The 21,436-nt window shown below is 72.6% G+C and carries 19 protein-coding genes and 1 pseudogene; 9 read left to right on the top strand and 11 right to left on the bottom strand.

Features of this window, described 5'->3' with window-relative positions; translation table 11 throughout:
• Positions 1–135: 135 nt before the first annotated feature.
• The 8 genes from AQJ64_RS10335 to AQJ64_RS10300 all read right to left on the bottom strand — a co-directional run bounded on the left by AQJ64_RS10335 (position 136) and on the right by AQJ64_RS10300 (position 8,373).
• On the bottom strand, positions 136–2,475 hold the full coding sequence (locus AQJ64_RS10335) for a heavy metal translocating P-type ATPase (protein ID WP_099054077.1): 2,340 nt from the start codon (positions 2,473–2,475) through the stop codon (positions 136–138).
• Between the two features lie 126 nt (positions 2,476–2,601).
• The gene (locus AQJ64_RS10330; RefSeq protein ID WP_055637068.1) at positions 2,602–2,814 is read right to left on the bottom strand and encodes a ferredoxin; all 213 of its coding nucleotides are present in this window, start codon (positions 2,812–2,814) and stop codon (positions 2,602–2,604) included.
• The gene (locus tag AQJ64_RS10325; RefSeq protein ID WP_079061570.1) at positions 2,811–4,142 is read right to left on the bottom strand and encodes an NADH-ubiquinone oxidoreductase-F iron-sulfur binding region domain-containing protein; all 1,332 of its coding nucleotides are present in this window, start codon (positions 4,140–4,142) and stop codon (positions 2,811–2,813) included. Before AQJ64_RS10325 ends, AQJ64_RS10330 begins: the two co-directional genes overlap by 4 nt.
• Positions 4,139–4,825 (bottom strand): ferric reductase-like transmembrane domain-containing protein, encoded by a 687-nt coding sequence (locus AQJ64_RS10320; RefSeq protein ID WP_059202577.1) that lies wholly within the window; start codon positions 4,823–4,825, stop codon positions 4,139–4,141. Before AQJ64_RS10320 ends, AQJ64_RS10325 begins: the two co-directional genes overlap by 4 nt.
• On the bottom strand, positions 4,822–5,796 hold the full coding sequence (locus tag AQJ64_RS10315; RefSeq protein ID WP_059202576.1) for an FAD:protein FMN transferase: 975 nt from the start codon (positions 5,794–5,796) through the stop codon (positions 4,822–4,824). Before AQJ64_RS10315 ends, AQJ64_RS10320 begins: the two co-directional genes overlap by 4 nt.
• On the bottom strand, positions 5,793–6,212 hold the full coding sequence (locus AQJ64_RS10310; RefSeq protein ID WP_244902644.1) for a hypothetical protein: 420 nt from the start codon (positions 6,210–6,212) through the stop codon (positions 5,793–5,795). The genes AQJ64_RS10315 and AQJ64_RS10310 overlap by 4 nt, the downstream gene beginning before the upstream one ends.
• 110 nt (positions 6,213–6,322) lie before the next feature.
• Complete coding sequence (locus AQJ64_RS10305) at positions 6,323–7,672, bottom strand: sensor histidine kinase (protein ID WP_099054056.1); 1,350 nt, start codon at positions 7,670–7,672, stop codon at positions 6,323–6,325.
• A complete protein-coding gene (locus AQJ64_RS10300) occupies positions 7,669–8,373 on the bottom strand; it encodes a response regulator transcription factor (RefSeq protein ID WP_055636647.1) in 705 nt (234 codons plus the stop codon). The genes AQJ64_RS10305 and AQJ64_RS10300 overlap by 4 nt, the downstream gene beginning before the upstream one ends.
• Positions 8,374–8,674: 301 nt before the next feature.
• Between AQJ64_RS10300 and AQJ64_RS10295 the strand changes: the two genes are divergently transcribed.
• Together AQJ64_RS10295 and AQJ64_RS10290 are read left to right on the top strand one after the other, a co-directional pair.
• Entirely contained in the window at positions 8,675–9,511 is an 837-nt protein-coding gene (locus AQJ64_RS10295; RefSeq protein WP_055636648.1) for an alpha/beta fold hydrolase, read from the top strand.
• A 308-nt stretch (positions 9,512–9,819) separates the two neighbouring features.
• Positions 9,820–11,739, top strand: coding sequence for an ABC transporter ATP-binding protein (locus AQJ64_RS10290; protein WP_055636649.1), 1,920 nt, complete (start codon positions 9,820–9,822; stop codon positions 11,737–11,739).
• A gap of 187 nt (positions 11,740–11,926) precedes the next feature.
• Here AQJ64_RS10290 and AQJ64_RS10285 read toward each other — a convergent pair whose 3' ends face one another.
• On the bottom strand, positions 11,927–13,531 hold the full coding sequence (locus AQJ64_RS10285) for a multicopper oxidase family protein (protein WP_055636650.1): 1,605 nt from the start codon (positions 13,529–13,531) through the stop codon (positions 11,927–11,929).
• A gap of 95 nt (positions 13,532–13,626) precedes the next feature.
• A complete protein-coding gene (locus AQJ64_RS48975) occupies positions 13,627–14,046 on the bottom strand; it encodes a DUF6153 family protein (protein WP_157881069.1) in 420 nt (139 codons plus the stop codon).
• Between the two features lie 160 nt (positions 14,047–14,206).
• On the opposite strand from AQJ64_RS48975, the gene AQJ64_RS10280 reads away from it, so the two are divergent.
• Both AQJ64_RS10280 and AQJ64_RS10275 read left to right on the top strand, forming a co-directional pair.
• Positions 14,207–14,575 (top strand): BlaI/MecI/CopY family transcriptional regulator, encoded by a 369-nt coding sequence (locus AQJ64_RS10280; protein ID WP_055636659.1) that lies wholly within the window; start codon positions 14,207–14,209, stop codon positions 14,573–14,575.
• A complete protein-coding gene (locus AQJ64_RS10275) occupies positions 14,572–15,480 on the top strand; it encodes a M56 family metallopeptidase (RefSeq protein WP_055636651.1) in 909 nt (302 codons plus the stop codon). The genes AQJ64_RS10280 and AQJ64_RS10275 overlap by 4 nt, the downstream gene beginning before the upstream one ends.
• A gap of 46 nt (positions 15,481–15,526) precedes the next feature.
• Here AQJ64_RS10275 and AQJ64_RS10265 read toward each other — a convergent pair.
• Positions 15,527–16,638, bottom strand: a pseudogene (locus AQJ64_RS10265) (hypothetical protein); the annotation flags it as partial.
• A 463-nt stretch (positions 16,639–17,101) separates the two neighbouring features.
• On the opposite strand from AQJ64_RS10265, the gene AQJ64_RS10260 reads away from it, so the two are divergent.
• The 5 genes from AQJ64_RS10260 (at position 17,102) to panD (ending at position 21,424) form a co-directional block, all read left to right on the top strand.
• Positions 17,102–17,491, top strand: a complete 390-nt coding sequence (locus AQJ64_RS10260; protein WP_240512811.1) for a hypothetical protein — start codon at positions 17,102–17,104, stop codon at positions 17,489–17,491.
• 160 nt (positions 17,492–17,651) lie between these two features.
• The gene (locus tag AQJ64_RS10255) at positions 17,652–18,089 is read left to right on the top strand and encodes a hypothetical protein (protein WP_055636654.1); all 438 of its coding nucleotides are present in this window, start codon (positions 17,652–17,654) and stop codon (positions 18,087–18,089) included.
• Positions 18,090–18,226: 137 nt separating this feature from the next.
• Complete coding sequence (locus AQJ64_RS10250) at positions 18,227–19,321, top strand: PLP-dependent cysteine synthase family protein (RefSeq protein ID WP_055636655.1); 1,095 nt, start codon at positions 18,227–18,229, stop codon at positions 19,319–19,321.
• The gene (locus AQJ64_RS10245) at positions 19,318–20,616 is read left to right on the top strand and encodes an MDR family MFS transporter (protein ID WP_055636656.1); all 1,299 of its coding nucleotides are present in this window, start codon (positions 19,318–19,320) and stop codon (positions 20,614–20,616) included. Before AQJ64_RS10250 ends, AQJ64_RS10245 begins: the two co-directional genes overlap by 4 nt.
• Positions 20,617–21,004: 388 nt before the next feature.
• Positions 21,005–21,424 carry an aspartate 1-decarboxylase gene (gene panD / locus AQJ64_RS10240; RefSeq protein WP_055636657.1) on the top strand — a complete coding sequence of 140 codons (420 nt, stop codon included), beginning with the start codon at positions 21,005–21,007 and terminating at the stop codon, positions 21,422–21,424.
• Positions 21,425–21,436 lie beyond the last annotated feature (12 nt).

Here is a 21,436-nt window from a genome sequence, read left to right as displayed (position 1 = left end):
GCACCTGGTTGTTCGCGCCCCCCGCCGCCCCGGCCCCATGCCCGGCCCCGTGCCCGGCCCCGTGCCCGGCCCCGTCCCGGCCCCGTGACCGCGAGGGCTGCGCCTGGACGCGGTCGCCGGGCGGCCAGGGCGCTCTCACGGGGCCAGCGAGAAGTAGTTCTCCTCTTCCTGCGTGAAGTGCAGCCGCAGGACGGTGTTCAGTCCGTAGAGGCAGGAGCGCAGGTCGTCGAGTTGGCCGGGCGTGAGGCCGCCGTCGGCGTGGGCCAGTCGCAGATGGGTGGCGATGCGGCGGGAGAGGCGTTCGATCTCGGTGTGCGCACGGCTCATGGTGGCGGTGGCCTCGGGTCCGCCCAGGGCGGGGGCGAGGGCCGGATAGAGCTGGTGCTCCTCGGCGTATTCGTGGGGCAGCAGCCGCTCGGTGAGCAGCCGGTGGGTCTCCTCGACGGCCGCGAGGGCCTTGGAGCCGGGGCTGTCGGAGAGCCGGTCCGCGGCGTCGCGTACGGCTTCGAGCACGTCCTGGAGGTCGTCGTGCTCTGCCGCGAAGCGGTGGATGAGTGCCTCGGCTGCGGGGGTGAGGGCCGGCCGCACGGTCTGCTCGACGCGCAGGGCGCGCAGGGCGTTGAGGATGACCGCGATGTCGATGCCTTCCTGGAGCAGGGCGCCGACGGCCGGCGGGAGGAGGCCGAACGCGGCCGCGGCCATGGCGGCCAGCGACATCAGCATGCCGCCCAGCGCGCTCTGCACGGCGATGCGCCGGGCTCGAACGGCGATGGCGACTGCGTCGGCCAGGCGGTCGACGCGATCGGTGGTCAGGACGATGTCGGCGGCCTCGGAGGAGGCGGTGGAGCCGTGTGCCCCCATGGCCACCCCGATGTCGGCCGCGGCGAGGGCGGGGGCGTCGTTGACGCCGTCGCCGACCATCACGGTGACCGCGCGTTCGCGTTCGGCGCGCACGACGGCGACCTTGTCGGCCGGGCCGAGCTCGGCGCGCACGGCGTCGAGGCCGAGGACCGCGGCGACCTCGTGGGCGGGTTCGGCGCGGTCGCCGGTGAGCATCAGCAGCCGTTCGATGCCCGCCGCCCGCAGGTGGCGCAGGGTGCGGGGCGCGTCGGGGCGTACGGGGTCGCGCAGGAGGACGGCGCCGGCCGGTTTTCCGTCGACGGTCAGCCAGGCGACGGCCGCCCCGTCGAGAAGCGCGCGGTTGTCGACGGCCCTGGCCCAGGACGGCCGTACCTCCGAGGTGTCGACGCGGCCGACGCAGACCTCGTGCCCGTCCACGGTGCCCGAGGCGCCCCGTCCGGGTTCCTCGGTGACGTCCGACGGAACCGACAGCTCCAGCTTGCGTTCGTGGGCCGTGTCGACGATGGCCCGGGCGAGGACGTGCGGCGAGTACTGGTCGAGGGACGCCGCCAGGCGGAGCACCTCCGCGGGCCTACGGCCGGGAGCTGCTGTCACGTCCAGGACACGGGGGCGGCCGCCGGTGAGGGTCCCGGTCTTGTCCAGCAGGAGCGTGCGGGCGCGGCCGAGGTTCTCCAGGGCGCCGCCGTCGCGGATGACCACGCCGAGGCGGGAGGCCCGGGAGAGGCCGGAGACGATCGCGACCGGCGCGGCCAGCAGCAGCGGGCACGGCGTCGCGACCACCAGCACGGCGACCGCCCGTACCGCGGAGCCGCTGATCAGCCAGGCCAGTCCCGCCACCACGAGGGACAGCGGAAGGAACCAGGCCGCGTAGCGGTCGGCGAGCCGCACCACGGGCGCGGACTCCGCCCCGGCCTGCCGGGCCAGCCGCACGATGCCCGCGTAGGTGCTGTCCCGCTCGGTCGCGGTCGCGCGCAGTTCGAAGGCGCCGCCCGCGTTGACCACGCCGCTGCGGACCGTTTCGCCCTGCGGCCGTTCGACCTGGAGGGGCTCACCGGTGAGCACCGATTCGTCGAGGACGGCGGCGGTGCTCTCCACCCGGCCGTCCACGGGGACCACCTCGCCGGGTCCCACGACGAGCAGGTCGCCGACACCGACCTCGGCCAGCGGCACCGTGTCCACCCCGACATCGGTACGGCGGCGTGCCGAGCGCGGTGCGTGTTCGAGCAGGGCGCGCAGGTCGTGGGAGGCACGCCGCTGGGCGGCGGCTTCGAGGGTGCGGCCGGTGGCGAGCATCAGCGCGATCAGCGCCCCGGCCAGGTACTCGCCCACGGCCAGGGTGCCGCCGAGCGCCAGCACGGCGATCAGGTCCACGCCCGCGTGCCCCTGCCGCAGCGCGGCCAGCACCCATCCCACCGCCGGTACGACGGCGGACACCGTGCCCAGGCCCCAGAACAGGTCCGCGAGGCTGTCGTCCCCGACGAGCCAGGCGACGCCGCCGGCCGTCAGCGCCGCTGCGGTGACGGCCAGCAACGCAGGCTCCAGCCGAGGGGAGACGACGGAGCCGGCCAGGCGGCTCAGCCGCGCGGCGGGAGTGGGGCTGGTCGGATGGTCCATGGCGCACCTCGGTCCGTCTGTCGCGGCGACCTCCGCTCCCCGTCCATCACATCGTGACGGCGGCGGATCCGGCAGGGGACGAACGGCCCGATGTCAGGGCCGAACGACGGTGGGGACGCCTGCCGGTCAGGTCCGGTCGTCGTCCGTGTGCAGGGCGAGGACGGGGCAGGCGGCGACGGCCCGGCGGGCATGGGCACGCAGCCGGTCGGGGACGGTCGTGTCCTTGAGGACCGGGTATCCCCATTCGTCGAGGTCGATCAGCTCTGGGAGGAGTTCGGCGCACAGGCCCTGCCCCGTGCAGGCGATGCGGTCGACGCGCAGCGTGCGGGTGCGGCTCATCGCCAGGTCTCCGGGGCGGTGGCGGGCGGCACGGGGAGCTGGGGCGGCTGCCGGGCGGCGGGGCAGGGGCCGTGCGCGAGGTGGTGGTCGACGTCGTCGGCGAAGGCCTGCAGGGCGGAGGCCGCCAGGCGGGCGGCGCCGTCGGGATGGCGGCAGGCGCCCCGGTCCGGCAGCAGGCCGGCGCGGCGGCGCAGACGGGACAGCAGGGCGGCGTCCGCACGTCCGGTGGCCAAGGCGGTGAAGTCCTCGGCCACGGCGGGCAGACCGAGACGGCAGGGACCGCACTGGCGGGCACTGTGCGCCGCCAGATAGGCGAGGATGCGGGCCGTCTCGGTCAGGCCGCAGAGCGCCTCGGACACAGCGACGAGCACGCCGGCGCCGGGTGCGGCGCCCAGCGGGGCCAGATCGTGCCGGGTGAGGGGGGTGCGGAGATGCCGGGCGGGGAGCCAGGTTCCGGCGAAGCCGCCGAGCAGGACCGCCCGGAGCGGCTGCGTGGCGCCGCCGGCCTGGTCCAGGACCGTGGCGAGCGGCGTGCCCAGGGCCACCTCCAGCACAGCGGGGGCGCGGACGGCACCGGAGACGGTGACGAGCAGGGTGCCCGGCTCGTCCGGCGTGCCGGCCTGCCGGAACCAGGCCGGTCCGTAGCGGGCGATCAGGGCCAGATGGGCGAGGGTCTCGGCGTTGTGGACCAGCGTGGGACGTCGGCCGACGCCCCGCTCGTGGGCGCGCGGCGGGCCGCCCCGGGGCCGGGCCGGGCCGCCGTCGAGCCAGCGCACCAGAGAGGTCGCCTCGCTGGAGACGTAGGTGTGCGGGAGGGCGTGCAGCCGCAGCCGCACGGGGTCCGGACGACAGCGTCGGCGCTCCTCCACGGCGGCGCTCAGCCGCCGGTACTGGGCGGCGCGGTCGCGGGGCAGACACACGTGGACGGTGTCCGCGCCCACCGCCGTGGCGGCCAGCACGGCGCCGTCGAGGACGAGATGGGGAGCGACGGCGATCAGGAACTGATCCTTGCGGCTCGGCGGTTCGCTCTCCATGGCGTTGACGACGACCGTGCAGCGGCCCCGCCGTGCGGCGACCGCGCCCAGCTTGCGGGCGGTCGGGAACCCGGCGCCGCCGCGCCCGGTGAGCCCGGCCGCCGCCACGGCGTCCACCAGCGGCAGGGACCCGCGGTCGCCGGTGGGGGGTGGCCCGTAGCGCCTCAGATGATCGGTCAGGCCGGCCGGTCGACCGGTGGCGTACCAGCCCGCCAGCAGCCGGGCGGCGGCCGGACCGCCCGGTCCGGGGGAGAGACGGTGGGGTGTGAAACGCGCCGCGGCCGAGGAGTTCACCGTCCACCCCCGAGGAGGACCGCCGTCGATGCGGCGCGCTGGGACCAGCCGGGCTGCAGCGGTCCGGAGGCGAGGAAGGCCGTGAGCACCACCGGTACGGCGGTCGTGGCCACGGCCGCCGTCAGGCGCCCGGCGACCCGCCCGGGACCGGCCTTCACCAGCCGCCACCACACGGCCGCGACCACCGTGCCGAGACACCCGGCGTACAGCCACAGCTGGAGGGGGAGCCGGGTGTCGGTGCCGGTGCCCACCCCGTGGAAGAGAGCGAGCGGCCAGGCGGCATACGCCAGCCAGTGCACGGCCTTCCAACGGCGCACTCCCAGGCGCCGCCGCAGCGCGCTGGTGACCGCGACGGCCAGCAGCAGATCCAGCCCGGCCGTGCCGAGTCCGAGCCACAGCGGACGATAGGACGCCCCGAACGGCACCACGGACACCGCCCACCCCAGGTGGACGAACGGATCGAGCACCGCTGTCACCACGTGCACGACGAGGAACACCAGCGTGAGCAGGGACAGGTTGCGGTGCAGCACACCGAGCTCGAAGCGGCCGATCCGACGGGGGCGGGCCCGCCCGCCCGAGGCGATGCCGAGCACCACGGTGGCGGTGAGCAGCAGCAGTGCCAGGGTTCCGCCCGCGCGGCTGGCGTACCACAGCGGGCTTCCGGTCAGGGCGAGGGTCGTCATCGCGGATCTCCAAGGGTGGCTCCGCGGGTGGCGGCGGAGTCGGACGGCCAGCCGCCGAGACACACGACGCGGCCGTCCAGGTCCACCAGCCGGGCGGGCAGAGCCGTGCCGCGCAGCCAGTCGACCGCCCTGCCGCCCAGCACGATCGCCGCCGTACTGGCGGTGTTGGCGTCCACGCAGGTGGCGGCCGCGACGGTGACGGTGCGCCAGACGGGGGCGGCGGGTTCGCCGGTGGCCGGGTCGACGATGTGGTGCAGGGTGCGCCCGGCGCGTCGCCAGGTGCGCACCCGGACGCCGGAGGTCGCCAGCGCTCCGCCGGTCACCGCGACGGCGGGACCGTCGTCCGTGGCGGGCCGGGCGTGGTCGTCGGCGAGGGCGATCCGCCAGCCCCCGTCCGGGGCCGGACCGGCCACCGCGAGGTCTCCGCCGAGACTGACCAGGACCCCGCAGCCGGTGGCCGCGGCGGCATGGCGGGCGGCGCGGTCGGCGGTGAGGGCCTTGGCGGTCGCGCCCAGGTCGAGCTGGGTGTGCGGAGGCAGAAGCAGCCTCCGGAGGCGCGGGTCGAAGACGATCCGCCGCCATCCGGGGACGGCCGGGGCAGGTGGCAGCGGACGGGTGTCCTCGGGACGCAGGGCGGCGAAGGTGCGGTCGTAGCCGAGGGCGGTCATCGCGCGTCCCACGGTCGGGTCGACGGCGCCGTCGGTGAGCCGGGCGGCACGCAGAGCGGCCTGGAGGGCCTCGGCGAAGCGTTCGCTCACCGTCGTCGGGTCGCCCGCGTTCCGATTGACGCGGGTGAGTTCGGAGTCCGGCCGGAAACGGCTGCAGGCGCGGTCGACGGCGGCCAGCTCGGCCCGGAGGACGGCCTCCGCGGCCGGCAGGGCCTTCGGGCCGGTCACGAGCAGTACGGCTGTGGTGCCGAGCGCCGGGAACACGGCCTCGGCGGGGGGCGGTGCGGGAGCGCGGGTGGTCATGACGCCCCCGTCGTGGTGTGGGGCGGCTGCTGGGTGGGAGCGGGCGGCTGCGCCGGGGGTCGCGGTGCCGGCTGCGACGCCTGGGCCGCTCCCGCGTCGTCCTCGCCCTCGTCGCCACCGTCGTCGGCCTCGTGACGGGCCGTGCTGCCCTGGTCCTCGCCACCGTTGGACTTCGGGACGACGGAGGAGGACGCCGTGGGATTCTGGAGGGGCGGGCCCGACGGCACGGGCGACGCCGAACTCCCGGGCAGCAGGTGGGTGTAGAGGCTGCCCAGGGCTGCGGCACCGGTTACGGCGGCGACGGCGATCCAGCGGGTGAGCCGGCGTCCCCGCCGCAGGCCGCGATCGCGATCGCGTGCGCGTGCCGGGTCGGGCGGGGGCAGGGGCTGGTCGAAGTCGTCGGGCGAGGGGTACATGGCAGCGGCTCCTGGTGGATCGGCGGCCCGGAATCGGCTGCGTGCATCTCCAGGCTGTGCGCGGAGCACCCGGAAACCTGCTCACGTCGTCTTCAGAACCGGTAAAGATCTCAGGGCCCTCCCGTCCACAGGGGCAGGTCCAGTACGACGGTCAGCCCGCCGCCCGGCGTGTCCTCCAACCGGGCGTCGCCCCCGTTGACGGTGACCAGCCGGTGGACGATGGCCAGCCCCAGCCCCGTGCCCCCGGCCGCCGGATTGCCGAACCGGCGGAACGCGACCTCCTTCGCCTCGGCGGTCATCCCGGGGCCGTCGTCCCGCACCCGCACCCGGGCCGAACCACCCGTCGTCCGGTGGTCGACCGTCACGCTCCCCCCGTCGGGAACGGCGTCCACGGCGTTGGCGATCAGGTTGTCGAGGACCTGCTCCAGGTGACCGGCGCCCAGCGAGGCGGACAGGCCACGCCCCTCCGACGCCGTCAGCCGGACGCCACGCTCCTCGGCCACCGGTGACCACGCGGCCACCCGCTCCGCCACCACTTCGTCGACCCGGACCGCGGTCGGCCGGGGCGTCGCCTGCTCGGCGCGCGCCACCGCCAGCAGCCCGTCGACCAACCGGGACAGCCGTGCGACCTCCTCCTGGGCCGCGTCCAGCTCCGCCCCGGTGTCGCCCTCGGCCCCGGCACCCAGGACGTCGAGCCGCAGCCGCAGCGCGGCCAGCGGGGTGCGCAGCTGATGGGACACGTCGGCGATCACCGCCCGGTGGCCGTGCACCAGAGCCTCCGTGCGGGCCGCCATGGTGTTGAACGTGGCGGCCAGGCGGCGTACTTCCGGCGGTCCGCCGCCGACGTCCGCCCGCTCGTCCAGAGCGCCCTCGCCCAGCTTCCGGGCGGTGGCGTCCAGCGCGGACAACGGACGGCTCACCCAGCGGGCGAGGCGGACGGACAGCAGCACGGACGCGGTGAGCCCCGCGGCGCCGATCGCTGCGGACCACCCCCAGATCGCGGCGGTACGGCCATCGAGCGGGGCCGCGGAGCGAGCCAGGACGACGGCGCCGGCGGGCCGCCGGACCTCACCGGCCGGTTCCGCGGCCACCAGTCGGCCCTCGTTCTCCGGCGGTTCCGGCTCGTGCCCGGCCAGCACATCCCCCACCAGCTCCTGTGCCTCCTCACCCTGGGCCGCGGTACAGGGCGTACTCGCCACCAGGCGCGCGGAGGCGTCGTACACGGCGGCGCAGTCCCCCGCCCGTGCCGCGGCGTTCAGCTCCCGGCGCATGCGGATCGGCGGCTCGTGGTCGGAGAGGTGCTCCTCGGCCGCCGTGGCGATCACGCGGGTGGCCGCCCGCTGATCGTCGCGGAAGGCGACGCGCTCGCGTGCCGTCATCAGCACGGCCAGTGGCACGAGCGCCAGCACCAGCAGCACGGTGGTCAGGGCGAGCAGCGTCCAGGTGATGCGCCGGGTCACGGCCGCTCCCGCGCCCCTTCGGCCGCACCGAGCCGGAAACCGTGCCCGTAGACCGTCTCGATCAGTCCCGGCACGCCGAGCTTGCGGCGCAGCGCCGCGATGTGCACGTCCAGGACCTTCGTGGGGCCGTACCAGTGGGCGTCCCAGGCCCGTTCCAGGATCTGCTGACGGCTCACCACCCTGCCCGGATCGGCGGCCAGGCACTCAAGAATCCCGAACTCCTTCGGCGTCAGTGCGATCGGCCGGCCGTCCACCGAGACCTGCCGGGTGCGCAGGTCCAGCGCCAGCGGCCCGTGCCGCAGGATCTCCGGACCTGCGGGGCGCCTGCGGCGCAGGACGGCCCGGATCCGTGCCAGCAGCTCGGCCAGCCCGAACGGTTTGACCAGGTAGTCGTCGGCGCCCTCGTCCAGGGCGACCACCCGGTCCGCCTCCTCACCGCGCGCGGTGACGGCGATGATCGCGGCATCCGACCGGGCGCGCAGCCTCCGGCACACCTCGACCCCGTCGATGTCGGGCAGCCCCAGATCGAGCAGGACGACGTCGGGGGACGCGGCCGACAGGGCCGCCCGGCCGGTACGCACCCCCTCGACCGCGTATCCGGCCTGCCGCAGGCCACGCACCAGGGATTCCCCGATGCTGCGGTCGTCCTCCACGACCAGCACCCGCGTCTCCTCGGTCAATCCCGCGACCTGCCCGTTCATGCGTCAGACCCGCCTTCGGACGGTGGGATCGGCTACGCCCCACGTCATCCAGTCTGCGTCTTGGGCCTGGCCGCGCCACAAGGGGCCGTTCGTCCCCTCAGGGCGGGACCCGTCCCTTCATGGCACTTCCAGGCCAGAAGCGGTGCGCTCGAGGACAACAGGCGGCGGGACGCCCGCCCTAGCGTGGTGCCATCCCTGCCGCGCACGCGCGGACGCCGATGCCGTCCGTGCAGCGCCCTGCCTCATCGAGACGGAGCGTGGTCCTGCGCGGCCAGTCACTCCGGACGAAGGAAACGAGACCTTGCCGTACATCACCGTGGGCCAGGAGAACTCCACCACCATCGACCTCTACTACGAGGACCACGGCACCGGGCAGCCGGTCGTCCTCATCCACGGCTTCCCGCTCGACGGCCACTCCTGGGAGCGGCAGAGCGCCGTGCTGCTCGACGCGGGCTACCGTGTGATCACCTACGATCGCCGCGGCTTCGGCCAGTCCAGCCAGCCGACGACCGGCTACGACTACGACACCTTCGCCGCCGACCTCAACACCGTGCTGGAGACCCTCGACCTGACCGACGCCGTCCTGGTCGGCTTCTCGATGGGCACCGGCGAGGTCGCCCGGTACGTGTCCGCCTACGGCACCGCCCGTGTCTCCAAGGTCGCCTTCCTCGCCTCGTTGGAACCCTGCCTGCTCAAGAGCGACGACAACCCGGACGGAGTCGCCCCGAAGGAGTTCTTCGACGGCGTGGTCGCGGCCGTCAAGGCGGACCGATACGCCTACTACACCGCCTTCTACCAGGACTTCTACAACCTGGATGAGAACCTGGGCACCCGGATCAGCGAGGAGGCCGTCCGCCGCAGCTGGGACGTCGCCGCAGGCGGCGGCTTCTTCGCGGCCGCTGCCGCACCGTCGACCTGGTACACCGACTTCCGCGCGGACATCCCGGCCGTGGACGTGCCCGCCCTGATTCTGCACGGCACGGGCGACCGCATCCTGCCCGTCGAGGGAACCGCACGGCCCTTCCACAAGGCGCTCCCGTCCGCCGACTACGTCGAGATCGAGGGCGCCCCGCACGGACTGCTGTGGACCCATGCCGAGGAGGTCAACACCGCGCTCCTCGCCTTCCTGGCGAAGTGACCGCCCCTCGGCCGCGGGCCCGCCCGGCGGGCCCGCGGCCGAGGCTGCCGTCGGGACCACTGGGGCGGGCATCACGACAGCGCTCGCGCGCCGGTCCGTGCCGCCGACGCCGTCGATGACGTACGGGGGGAGCTGCGCGGGCGGGGGCACCAGTCCCGAATCGTCCCTGGAGCGGGCCGAGTCGGCGGTCCGGCGGCGCTGTTCCGCACCTCACGGAAGTGTCCGGTTGTCACCCGTTAGCGGTAAATGCCTGGACCGGGAACCTCCCCTGACGGGAAACTTCCGACTTCCGAACCTCCGGGAGCGTGATGGGGACCACAGATACGCGAGGGCCGACGCCGGGCAGGAGCGCGGTCGTTCTGGCACTGCGCCGCTACGTCCGAGAAGTGATGCGACTACGACGGCTGGCCCTGCCCGCGCTGCTGCTGCCGGCCATGGGCAACATCGGCATCCGCTATGTCGCCCCCCTGCTGATCGCCAAACTGGCAGGGCAGGCCGCCGACGGCAGCGGTCTCACCCTCACCTCGGCGCTGCCGTACGTACTGGGCTTCGGCGTGACGCTGCTGCTCGCCGAGGCCGTGTGGCGGGTCGGGCAGCACTGCCTGAACCGCGTGGACGCCCTCGGCATGGAACACCTGTACGTAAGCGGCATGGATGAACTCCTCGCCAAGGACGCGGCATTCTTCCACGACAACTTCGCCGGCTCCCTGACCAAACGGGTGTTGAGCTTCGGGAAGCGCTTCGAGGACTTCGTCGACACGGTGACGTACCGGATCGTGGGCAGTCTCGTCCCCCTGGTGTTCGGCGCCGTGGTGCTGTGGAGCTACGAACCGATGCTCGTCGCCGGCCTTCTGGCGATGATCGTGCTGACCGTGGTCGCCGCGACACCTCTGGTCCGTCGCCGGCAGAGGCTCGTCAACGACCGTGAGGCGGCGATCGCCAGGGTCTCCGGCCACGTCGCCGACAGCCTCATGAACATGGAGACCATCCGCGCGTTCGCGGCCGAGCCGCGGGAGGCCGATGAACACCGCAGCCGTGTCGCGGACTCCCGGCGCCTGACGCTGAGGTCGTGGGACTACGGCAATCTGCGCGTCGACACCCTGATCGCCCCCATGGCCGTGCTGACCAACGTGCTGGGCCTGTTGGTCGCCATCGCCTTCGGTGGCCCGGGCCGGGGAGTGGAGGAGGTCGTCGTCGCTTTCACCTACTACTCCAACGCGACCCAGATCATGTTCGAGTTCAACCAGATCTACCGGCGTCTGGAAAGCTCGATGACCGAGGCCGCGCAGTTCACGGAGCTGCTGCTGGATCCGCCCACCGTGCTCGACCCGGCGGAACCCGAACCGCCCGCACCACGGGACACCGGCATCCGCTTCGAGTCGGTGGCCTTCGCCCACGCGGGCGCGAAGCCGATTTTCCAGGCACTCGACCTGGACGTGCCCCCGGGCGCACGGGTCGGTCTGGTCGGCAGGTCCGGCGGCGGCAAGACCACGCTCACCCGGCTCCTGCTGCGGATGTCGGACATCGAGGACGGACGCATCCTGATCGGTGGTCAGGACATCAGCCGGCTGCGCCAGAGCGACCTGCGCTCACTGATCGCCTACGTCCCGCAGGAACCCGCCATGTTCCACCGCAGCCTGCGGGACAACATCGCCTTCGCCCGGCCCGGCGCCACCGACGAGGAGATCCACGCGGCGGCCGCGGCCGCGCACGTCACGGAGTTCGCCGACCAACTCCCCGACGGCTTCGCCACTCTGGTGGGGGAGCGGGGAGTCAAACTCTCGGGCGGTCAGCGCCAGCGCGTCGCCCTCGCCAGGGCCATCCTGCGCGACGCCCCGATCCTGCTGCTCGACGAGGCGACCAGCGCCCTGGACTCGGAGAGCGAGCTCCTCGTCCAGGACGCCCTGTGGCGGTTGATGGAGGGACGTACGGCCCTCGTGGTGGCCCACCGTCTGAGCACCGTCGCGGGCATGGACCGTCTCGTCGTCCTCGACCGCGGAAGCGTCGTCGAGCAGGGCACCCACGAGGAGCTGCTCGCGGCGAGCGGTGCCTACGCCAAGCTGTGGCAGCACCAGTCGGGCGGCTTCCTCGGCGAGAGCACCGAGTCGGCCCTCGGACGCCCGGTCCCCGGAGCCGGTTCCGGCGGGCTGCCCGGACCGGCCGACCCGGCGCCCGACGGGGACCGCAGGACGTCGTCACACGCTCGTACGAGCACCGGGTCCACGTGACCCTGGTCGCCGCCGAACAGCACCGCTTCCCCGAACTCGGACGGGCCTGGCACGGACACGGTCCGGAGGGTCACCACCCGGCCGTCGCCGGCGCCCTGCGCGCAGCCGGGTGGACATGTTCCCCGAGTTCTCCGGTCCGTCCGGGGCCGGGACTGCCGGATCCCGGCCCCGGACCGGGGCCCGAGGCTCAGGCCCTGTAGGCCACGAGCGCCATCATCCCGGCCTCGCCGTGGTAGGCGTTGTGGCAGTGCAGCATCCACTGGCCGGGGTTGTCCGCGTCGAAGACGACGGACACCTTCTTCTTGGGCAGTACGACGGTGGTGTCCTTGCGGGGGCCGGTGCTGCCGAGCTGGTAGGTGTGGCCGTGCAGATGCATCGGGTGCCACATGTCGCTGCTGTTGACGAAGTCGAGGCGGACGCGTTGGCCCTCCTCGACGAGCAGCGGGTTCGCGGTCGGGTCGGCCATGTCGTACCGCTTGCCGTTGATGGCCCAGTCGTACCTGGCCATGCTGCCGGTCAGTTCGATGCGGTGGACCTGGTCTGCCTTCTTCGCGTCCAGCCGTACGTCTTCGGCGGCGTTCAGCTGTGAAGCGGTCACGATCAGGCCGTCGAGTTCGGCCGGTCGTACGGTCGACCTGGGCGCGCTTCCCGACCCGGTGCGCATCAGAGCCATGCCGCCGCCGTCCTTGCCCTCGGCGAGCGCGACAAGCGGGAAGACGCCGTCGCCGAGGGTGACCAGGACGTCGTATCGCTCGCCCATGCCGATCAGCAGCGCGTCGGCCTGCCGGTGTGCGACGGGGAAGCCGTCGGTGTGGGTGATGGTCAGCCTGTGGCCGCCGAGCGCCACCCGGTAGGCGGTGTCGCCGCCCGCATTGATGATCCGCAGGCGGACACGCTTGCCGGGCTTGCCGGTGTAGACGGCCGGGTCGGTCGGGACTCGCCCGTTGACCAGGTGGTACGGGTACCGGACGTCGCCCGCGTCGCCGCCGAGCAGCTCGCTGGTGGCGCCCATGAGCATGAACCTCATCGACATGCCGTCCCCGGAGGAGGCGGACGAGGACGGCGAGGCCGTCCCGTCCATGCCGGAGCCGCTCATGTCCATCCCGTCCATGTCCATCCCGTCCATGTCCATCCCGTCCATGTCCATGCCGCCCATGCCCCGCTCGAGCTCGGCGAAGGCTTCGTCGGGGGTGCCGGTCACGCCGTCGAGCCAGTCGTCGAGGACGACGACCCACTCGTCGTCGTACGGCAGCGGCTCCCTGGGGTCCTCGACGATCAGCGGGGCGTACAGGCCGCGGTCGAGCTGGACACCCACGTGCGGGTGGAAGAAGTACGTGCCGGGCGCGTCGGCGATGAAGCGGTACGTGAAGCCGGACCCGGCGCGCACCGCCGTCTGGGTGACCGGCGGTACGCCGTCCATGTCGCTGCGCAGCGCGATGCCGTGCCAGTGGATGGAGGTCTCGGTCCGGCCGGGCAGCTGGTTGGACAGCTCGGCGGCGAGGGTGTCGCCGGCGGAGATCCGGATCTCCTTGCCGGGAGCCTGGCCGCTGAAGGCCCAGGACTTGGCCATGGTGCCGCCGCCCAGGTCGAGCATCCCGGAAGCGGCGGTCAGGTGGAGACGGTGAACCCTGCCGGTACCGCTCCGCTTCTTCTCCGTGCGGGCGACCTGGGAACCGGAAGGGCTCAGGAGGGAGGGACTGCTGGAGGCGTCGTCGCTGCAGGCGGCGAGCAGGCCGGTACCTGCCGCACCCAGTCCGGCGAGCAGGACGGAGCGACGGTTGATGCTGTTCACGAAAGGTCCTCTTCTTGATGCGCGATAGGCGTTCGGGTGGTCCGGACACGGCTCGCCGGCGTCGCGGGGACGCGGGGAAGCCCTGGGACGGCGGCCTATATGCGCAGTGGGGAGAGGAGAGACAGGTCGGGTGGCGCACGACTCGCGGAGCCTGCGATGTGCACGCCCGTGAGCACCGTGATCCGGGCTGGGACGGTCGGAACCGGCGATTCGGGTGGTGCCGTGAGCTGTACGGCGGTGATGCCGGCGGCTGCGCAGAGCTGCATGGCCATGCACGGGCAGGCGGCGCCGTCGGGACCGTGTGCCATGGCGCCGGTTGCTGGTGGTGAGCCCCGGTGAGGGTGGGCGGCGGGAACGGACACAGGTCCCGACATGGCGTGCGGTGCGGCCATCGGCATCGTCGTGACCGGCGAGTCGGGGAGCTCGTGGTGGAGCAGTACGGCGACCACGGCGCACAGCGTGACGAGCAGGCCGCGTACCCAGCGGGCGGCACCGCCGGTCTGGGGTCGGGGCACCTTTCGTACCGTCATCAGGAGCGTCCGTACTTCCTGCCGTCGCGGGCGACCGAGTATACCCCATACGGGTATGCATATCGCCTGGAAGGTCGACGGACGCGCCCTGCTTCCGCTGAGCCACTAAGCTGATTGGTGTTCAGAGCGCTGGAGGGGAGTGGCCGTGCGTCAGCTGGGTGAGCTGGAGGCGGAGATCATGCATCGCCTGTGGGCCTGGGGGCGTCCGGCGACCGCACGCGACGTACTGACCGACATCAACAAACAGCGGCCGCTCGCCTACAGCACCGTCAAGACCGTGGCCGACATCCTTCACCACAAGGGGATGCTCGAGCGGCACAAGGAGGGCAGAGCCTGGGTGTACGAGCCCACCTGCACCCGGCAGCAGTACACGGCGGCGCTGATGCAGCAGGCCCTCGGCAGCAATCCGGACCCGGCCGGCACTCTGGTCAGTTTCGTGGAACGGATGACGCCCGACGAGGCCGACGCCCTGCGCTCGGCGCTTCGAGCGGTCAAGAGGCGGAGCGAGGCATGACCACAGCCGCGGTCCTCGTCGGATACGCCGTTGTGGTGGGCGCGCTCGTGCCGTCCCTGCTGTCCCGGGCGGCGTGGGCGCATCGCGCTCCGGTCCTCGCGGTCTTCGCGTGGCAGGGGCTCATGGTCACGTTCGTCTTCACCGCCACGCTCGCGGTGTACCACCTGCTTCTCGCCGATCATCACGTGCACGGCGGCCTCGTCGGGCTGCTCAGTGCCTGCGGTCTCGCCGTGGGCGCACCGTGGGCGGGGCCCGTACCCTCCCTGCCTCAGGCCCTGGCGCTCGCCACGCCCGCTGCGATCGTGCTGCTGCCGCTCGGCTGGCTCGTCGCCTGTTCCTGGCGGGCACGCAGGGCACGGCAGCGCCACCTCGACCTGCTCACCCTGGTGGGCGACCCGACACCTGAGTACGGTGCCACCGTCGTCGACCACACGACCCCGGCCGTCTACTGCCTGCCCGGCCGCCACTGCCGGGTCGTCATCACCCGAGGCGCGTTGGACGCCCTGTCCGAGGAACAGCTGTGGGCCGTCCTGGCGCACGAGCGTGCGCACATCGACGGCAGGCACCACCTGCTCCACCTCCTGGCGGACGCGTTCTCCCGGGCCTTCCCCGGTCTGCCGCTGGCCCGCCACGCCAAGGAGCAGACGGCGCTGCTGGTGGAGATGATCGCGGACGACCGTGCCCTGCGGCTCCATCCTCGGGAGACCCTGGCCACCGCGATGTGCGAGGTGGCGGCAGGCCGGGTGCCGCCGGTGGCTCTGGGGGCCGGCGGCGCAGGTGCCTTGGTCCGGCTGCGGCGCGTGCTCACACCGCAGCCCCGGCCGCACCGGGCGACCTCGCTGGGCGTGGTCGCGGCCACTGTCGTGGCGCCCCTGCTTCCGCTCGTGGTGGCGTGCGGGCCCTGATCCGCAGAGACCAGGCGGCGGGGTGGGCGGTTCGAAGGGCCTGCTCGAAGGACCGCGGGCGCGGACTGTCCGTGACGACGAAGACCGACGAGAAGGCCATCGCGGCACCGGCGGTCATCGGGTTGAGCATGCCGGCGGCGGCGAGCGGCAGTACCGCGACGTTGTAGCCGAGGCCCAGAAGAGGTCGCCCTTGATGGTGGCCAGGGGCTTGACCGCGTCGACCTTGTCCTGAGCCAGCACTTCGGCGATCACTTCGTCGATGCCGACAGCGCGCGCGACCGGAGCCGGGGGCCCGTCCCGCTCCTCCCGGGCGAGTCCGACATATACCCCCCAGGGGTATTCAGGAGCTGTGGAGCCGCCCACGACTTCCCGGCCCCTGGTGGCCGCTGCGGAGTTCCGGGGGAGCCGCGACCGTTACGCGACCATCATCAGCAGCATGGCGGACATGGTTCCGCCCATGCCGATATGGGCCGCGAGGGCGGCTTCCGGGGTGGCGCCGGCCCTGCGGCGACGACCGCCGTGGCGGCCCCGTTCCGCTGCGCGCGCCTTGTCCCAGACGGAGAGCGTCAGCGAGGCGAGAAACACCACGACCGTGTCCGGCATCGAGAGCAGCCAGTGGCTCCAGCCGCGGCGCCGACCGTTCTCGCGGCTGGTCGTGAGACCGCTCCGTTCGGTGCCGCGGAGGCGCGCCCAGACCGAAGCGGCGATCGACAGCAGGAAGTAGACGGCAAGCGCGGCGATCACCAGACGCCAGACGGAAGGCGACGACGACGCGTCCGCTCCGGCGGCAGACGTGTGCGCACTCATGCCGGTCATGTCCATCCCCGGCATGGACTCCACGCCGGCCATGCTCTCCATCCCGCCGGTGTGCCGCATGCTCGCGGTGTCCTCCGTCCCCGGCATGCCCGGCATCGAGGAACCATGGCCGTGCCCCAGCGCGAGGACCGGCCCGGACGAGGTCGTCGTCATGGCCAACGTCATGATCACCATGCCGGCGCTGCCGACCATGAGGTGCACCCAGTGGCGGCCTTCCTTCCAGCCGTGTTCGCGCGCGTGCTGGACGGCCAGTGCCACCGTGCCGAGGCCGAGCAGGGTGAACGCCGTCGCCCACCACATCCCGTACCCCCCGTACCAGGCGGCCGTCGCGGGCAGGGCCATGATCGCCATGCACACCCCCATCAGCAGATCACCACCCGCCGCGTACCGGCCCGCGCCGCTCGTGGTCACGACCCGGACCGCGCTCACGGCGGCGACCAGCGCGGCCACCCCCGCTATGGACCAGCTCAGAGCCAGAGTTCCCATGTCCACCTTCCATGTGCGTCCCGCTGGGCCGCGCAGGTGTTCCGCGGCCAGGACCTAGTACGCACCAGGGCGGGGAAGGACTCAGTATCTGCTAAGCAGATTAGTGTTCGAGCTTGTGCCCGGGCCCGTCGAGGGTGCCCCTCCGGAGTACTCGCCGAAGCAAACCGGTCATGTGCTTGGCTCGTTAACGCGACGGTGCGCGGGAGTCGGCGGATCAAGGTCTATGAACCGCTAGTATCACGGCGTGATTACGGCCTGGTCACTCCCGCGCATGGTGCGGGCCCGTGTTTCCGCGGGCTCGCTGCTCCGTGTGTCGGCCATGGCCGTACTGCTGTTCGGCGTCGTGTTCACGCACGGGATGAGTGCCGAGAGCGTCACAGGGCACCTGGTGACCAGCGCGGCAGCGCCTGCTGCGACAGCGCACGAAAGGGCTCTCGAGGCCAAGGCCGAGTGCGAGGGCCAACGGGCGGTGTCCCGGCTGGTCGCGATAGGTGACTCAGACGACGGCCACGGCTCCTCGCATCCGAGCGAGCAATGCGTTTCCGGGCAGCCGCAGCAGGGACCGGTGCTGCCGCCGCCGTGCTGTGCGGTGTCGGTCAGTGAATCGGCCACTGGCGGGCGCGTCCTGGACAAGCCGGGTTCCAGCGAGTCGGTGCTGTCTGTCACGTCGTCGACAGCCGTGAGATCGTCCGTGGTTCAGCAGGTCTAGAAGCCGAGTCCTCCGCATCCTCCGGCTGTTCCGGTCCCCACCCGCCACTGCTGACGCGGGCTCCGGAACGTCGATGCCGTCCTGCCCCCACCCCTGCCTGCCGCTTCCGCTGCCGTGGCTGCCGCCATGACCGAAGAGGGAGCCGGCGCACGGAGGACCTGTGCCGAACCATTCCCGTACGCCCGCGCACCCCCTGCGGGCCGTGCCCGACTCCCGCCTGCCGCAGCCGATCGTCGCTCTGCTGTCCGGCGTCCTGCTCGTGGTGATCGGCCTGTGCGCCGTTGCCCATGGGCAGTCGGCGGAGCCGGACCGCACGGCACCCGCCGCGGCCACGGCGCCGGCCAGACCGGCGGTGACAGGCGATGTGATGCCCCACGGGCCGCACCGACACCACGGGAACGAGCACTGTGCCCTGGACGGGGCCGCCCGCACGACGGCCCAGCCCGCCCAGCATCCCCCTGCCGACACCGGGGCGACCCTGCCCGCCGGCGTCTTCGGGGCTCTGGGCGCTCTGCCCGCTCACCGTCGGCCGTATCGCTTCCGCACCCGGCATACGGGCAGATCCGCGCTCGCCCGCACCGCGCGGTGGCGCATCTAGACCTCCCGCCCGCAGCCGACACCGCACGGCTGCCGCGCCACGGCTCCACAACCTCGGACGGACCACGACCCGTCCGCCGTACGGCCGTGGCGCGAGATGAGCACGCACCGCGCATTCATCGAGCGAGAGCGAAAGACATGCAGTCACTGACGAACACCACCGCCACGCCGGACCGGTCCGCCCTTTCGGCGCTGGTGGGCAACACGCCGCTGCTTCGGGTGTCCCAGCCGCTGACACCCCCGGACCGCGGCTTCTGGGCGAAGCTGGAGGGCTTCAACCCGGGCGGCATCAAGGACCGGCCCGGTCTGCACATGGTGGAGCGGGCCCGGGCCCGCGGCGACCTGCGCTCCGGCGCCCGGATCATCGAATCCACCAGCGGCACCCTCGGACTCGGCCTCGCACTGGCCGGCATGGTCTACGGCCACCCGGTCACCCTGGTCACCGACCCGGGCCTGGAGATGTCCATGACCCGGCTGCTCACCGCCTACGGCGCCCAGGTCAATGTCGTCTCCGAGCCGCACCCCACCGGCGGCTGGCAGCAGGCCCGCCGCGAGCGTGTCCAGCAGCTGATGGCACAGCACCCCGACTCCTGGTGCCCGGACCAGTACAACAACCCGGACAACACCACCGCCTACACCCCGCTCGCCCTGGAACTGGCCACCGAGCTGGGCCACCTCGACGTCCTGGTGTGCAGCGTGGGCACGGGCGGGCACTCCGCCGGCGTCTCCCGGGTGCTGAAACAGCTCTATCCCGAGCTGGAGGTGGTCGGCGTCGACACCATCGGCTCCACGATCTTCGGCCAGCCGGCCCGGCCACGGCTGATGCGCGGTCTGGGGTCCAGCATCTATCCCCGCAACGTCGCCTACGACGCCTTCTCCGAGGTCCACTGGGTGGCCCCGGCCGAGGCGGTGTGGACCTGCCGCCAGTTGGCCGGCTCGCACTACGCCACCGGCGGATGGAGCGTGGGCGCGGTCGCCCTGGTCGCCGGGTGGCTGGCCCGTACCCTGCCCGCCGACACCCGGATCGCGGCCATCTTCCCCGACGGCCCGCAGCGCTACCTCGGGACGGTGTTCGACGACGACTACTGCGCCGCCCACGGTCTGCTCGACGGCCCTCCCGCTCCCGAACCCGAGGTGATCGGGCGGGTGGACGAGAAGGAAGTGGCTCATTGGACGCGGTGCGCCACCGTGGTCGATCCGCTCACCATGGAGTCCGTGGAGGAGAGCCGGTGAAGAGCGCCCTCGCACAGGTACGCACCTACGAACGCAGCGTCCGGCTGTTGATGGTCAATCAGTTCACCATCAACCTGGGCTTCTACATGCTGATGCCCTACCTGGCCGCTCACCTCTCCGGGACGCTGGGGCTGGCCGGCTGGGTCGTCGGACTCGTCCTCGGGGTACGGAACTTCAGCCAGCAGGGCATGTTCCTCGTCGGTGGGACACTCGCCGACCGGTTCGGCTACAAGCCGCTGATCGTCGCCGGCTGCGTGCTGCGCACGGCCGGCTTCGCGACGCTCGGCCTGGTCGACTCGCTGGTCGCGCTGATCGCGGCCTCCGCCGCCACCGGGCTCGCCGGGGCGTTGTTCAACCCGGCGGTCCGGGCGTACCTCGCCGCCGACGCGGGGGAGCGCAGGGTCGAGGCGTTCGCACTGTTCAACGTCTTCTACCAGGCCGGAATCCTGCTCGGCCCGCTCGTCGGGATGGTGCTGACCGGGGTGGACTTCCGCATCACCTGCCTGGTCGCCGCCGGGATCTTCGCACTGCTCAGCGTCGTGCAGATCCGTGCGCTGCCCACGCGGCGCGCCGACCACCCCAAGGACGAGGAAGAACAGGACCGTGAGGGCGTCCTCACCCAGTGGCGCGGCATCATCGCCAACCGTCCGTTCCTGCTCTTCTCCGGAGCCATGATCGGCTGCTACGTCCTCTCCTTCCAGGTCTATCTCGCACTGCCGCTGGAAGTACGACGGGTCGGCGGGGACGGGCAGTTCGGCACGGCGGCGGTGGCGATGCTCTTCGCCGTCTCCGGGCTGAGCACGATCGTCGGCCAGACCAGGGTGACCGCCTGGTGCAAGGCCCGATACCAGGCGGGCCAGGCACTGGCCCGAGGACTGGCTGCCATGGGCCTGGCCTTCGTGCCCCTGTTGACGGCCGCCGCTCTGCCCGTCCCCGAGTCCGGTGCCGGCCTGTGGCTGCTGGCGGCGGTACCGCCCGCGCTCGCGGCTCTCCTGCTGGCGGTCGGCACGATGATCGCGTACCCCTTCGAGATGGACACCATCGTCCGTCTCTCCGGTGACCGCCTTGTCGCCACGCACTACGGGCTCTACAACACCATCTGCGGGATCGGCATCACCCTCGGCAACCTCCTCACCGGCGCGGCACTCGACGCGGCCCGTGAGGCGGGGATGCCCGCGCTGCCGTGGATCTCCCTGTGCGTGCTCGGCTTCGGCTGCGCGGCCGCCCTGTACGGCCTGCACCGCACAGGGCGTCTGGCGACTCCGGCCGCCGACCCGCGTCCCGTTGCCGCCTGATCCATTCGACCGCGCACCGGGGTGGGCACCACGCGGCGCCCACCCCGGCCGGGCCGGACGCCTTCTTCATCACGACCGCGGCGAGCCGGGCTGAGGGGTCCTTCTCGCTCAGTCGGCGCAGGCGTGGCGCCGGACAGCCTGGCGGGGTGATCGAGAACCTGCCTCCCCGTCCCTTCCGGTGCTCCCGCCGAGCACGATGTCAGGGATGCTGTCGGCAACGTTCTGCGGGACGGTGACTCCGTGATCGACTGCAGCTGGAGTCGGGTGTGGTCAAGAAGGTGTGACCTGATGTTTCTCACAAGCATCGGGTCCTGGCATGCCGTCGTAGAGTGAAGACCGCCCTTGACCTGCAGAGGGCAGGCAGGGAGCCGTCTTCCAGGAGTCCAAAGTGCTGCGTACTCTGTTCAAGTCCAAGATCCACCGCGCCACCGTCACCCAGGCCGACCTGCACTACGTGGGATCGGTGACCATCGACGCCGAACTGCTGGACGCCGCCGATCTGCTGCCCGGTGAGCTGGTCCACATCGTCGACATCACCAACGGGGCGCGGCTGGAGACCTACGTCATCGAGGGCGAACGAGGCTCGGGCGTGGTCGGGATCAACGGTGCCGCCGCCCATCTCGTCCACCCCGGGGATCTGGTGATCATCATCAGTTACGCTCAGGTCACCGACGCCGAGGCGAGGGCGCTGAAGCCGCGGGTCGTGCACGTGGACGGCGACAACCGGATCGTGGCCCTCGGGGCCGACGCCTCGGAGCCGGTACCGGGCTCCGACCAGCGGCGCAGCCCGCAGGCGGTGTCCGTCTGAGCGAGGCGTCGG

It is taken from the genome of Streptomyces griseoruber (assembly GCF_001514205.1).
GTDB classification, from domain to species: domain Bacteria; phylum Actinomycetota; class Actinomycetes; order Streptomycetales; family Streptomycetaceae; genus Streptomyces; species Streptomyces griseoruber.
Note: the sequence above shows the minus strand (reverse complement) of the source record. Positions and strands in the feature narration are given on the sequence as shown.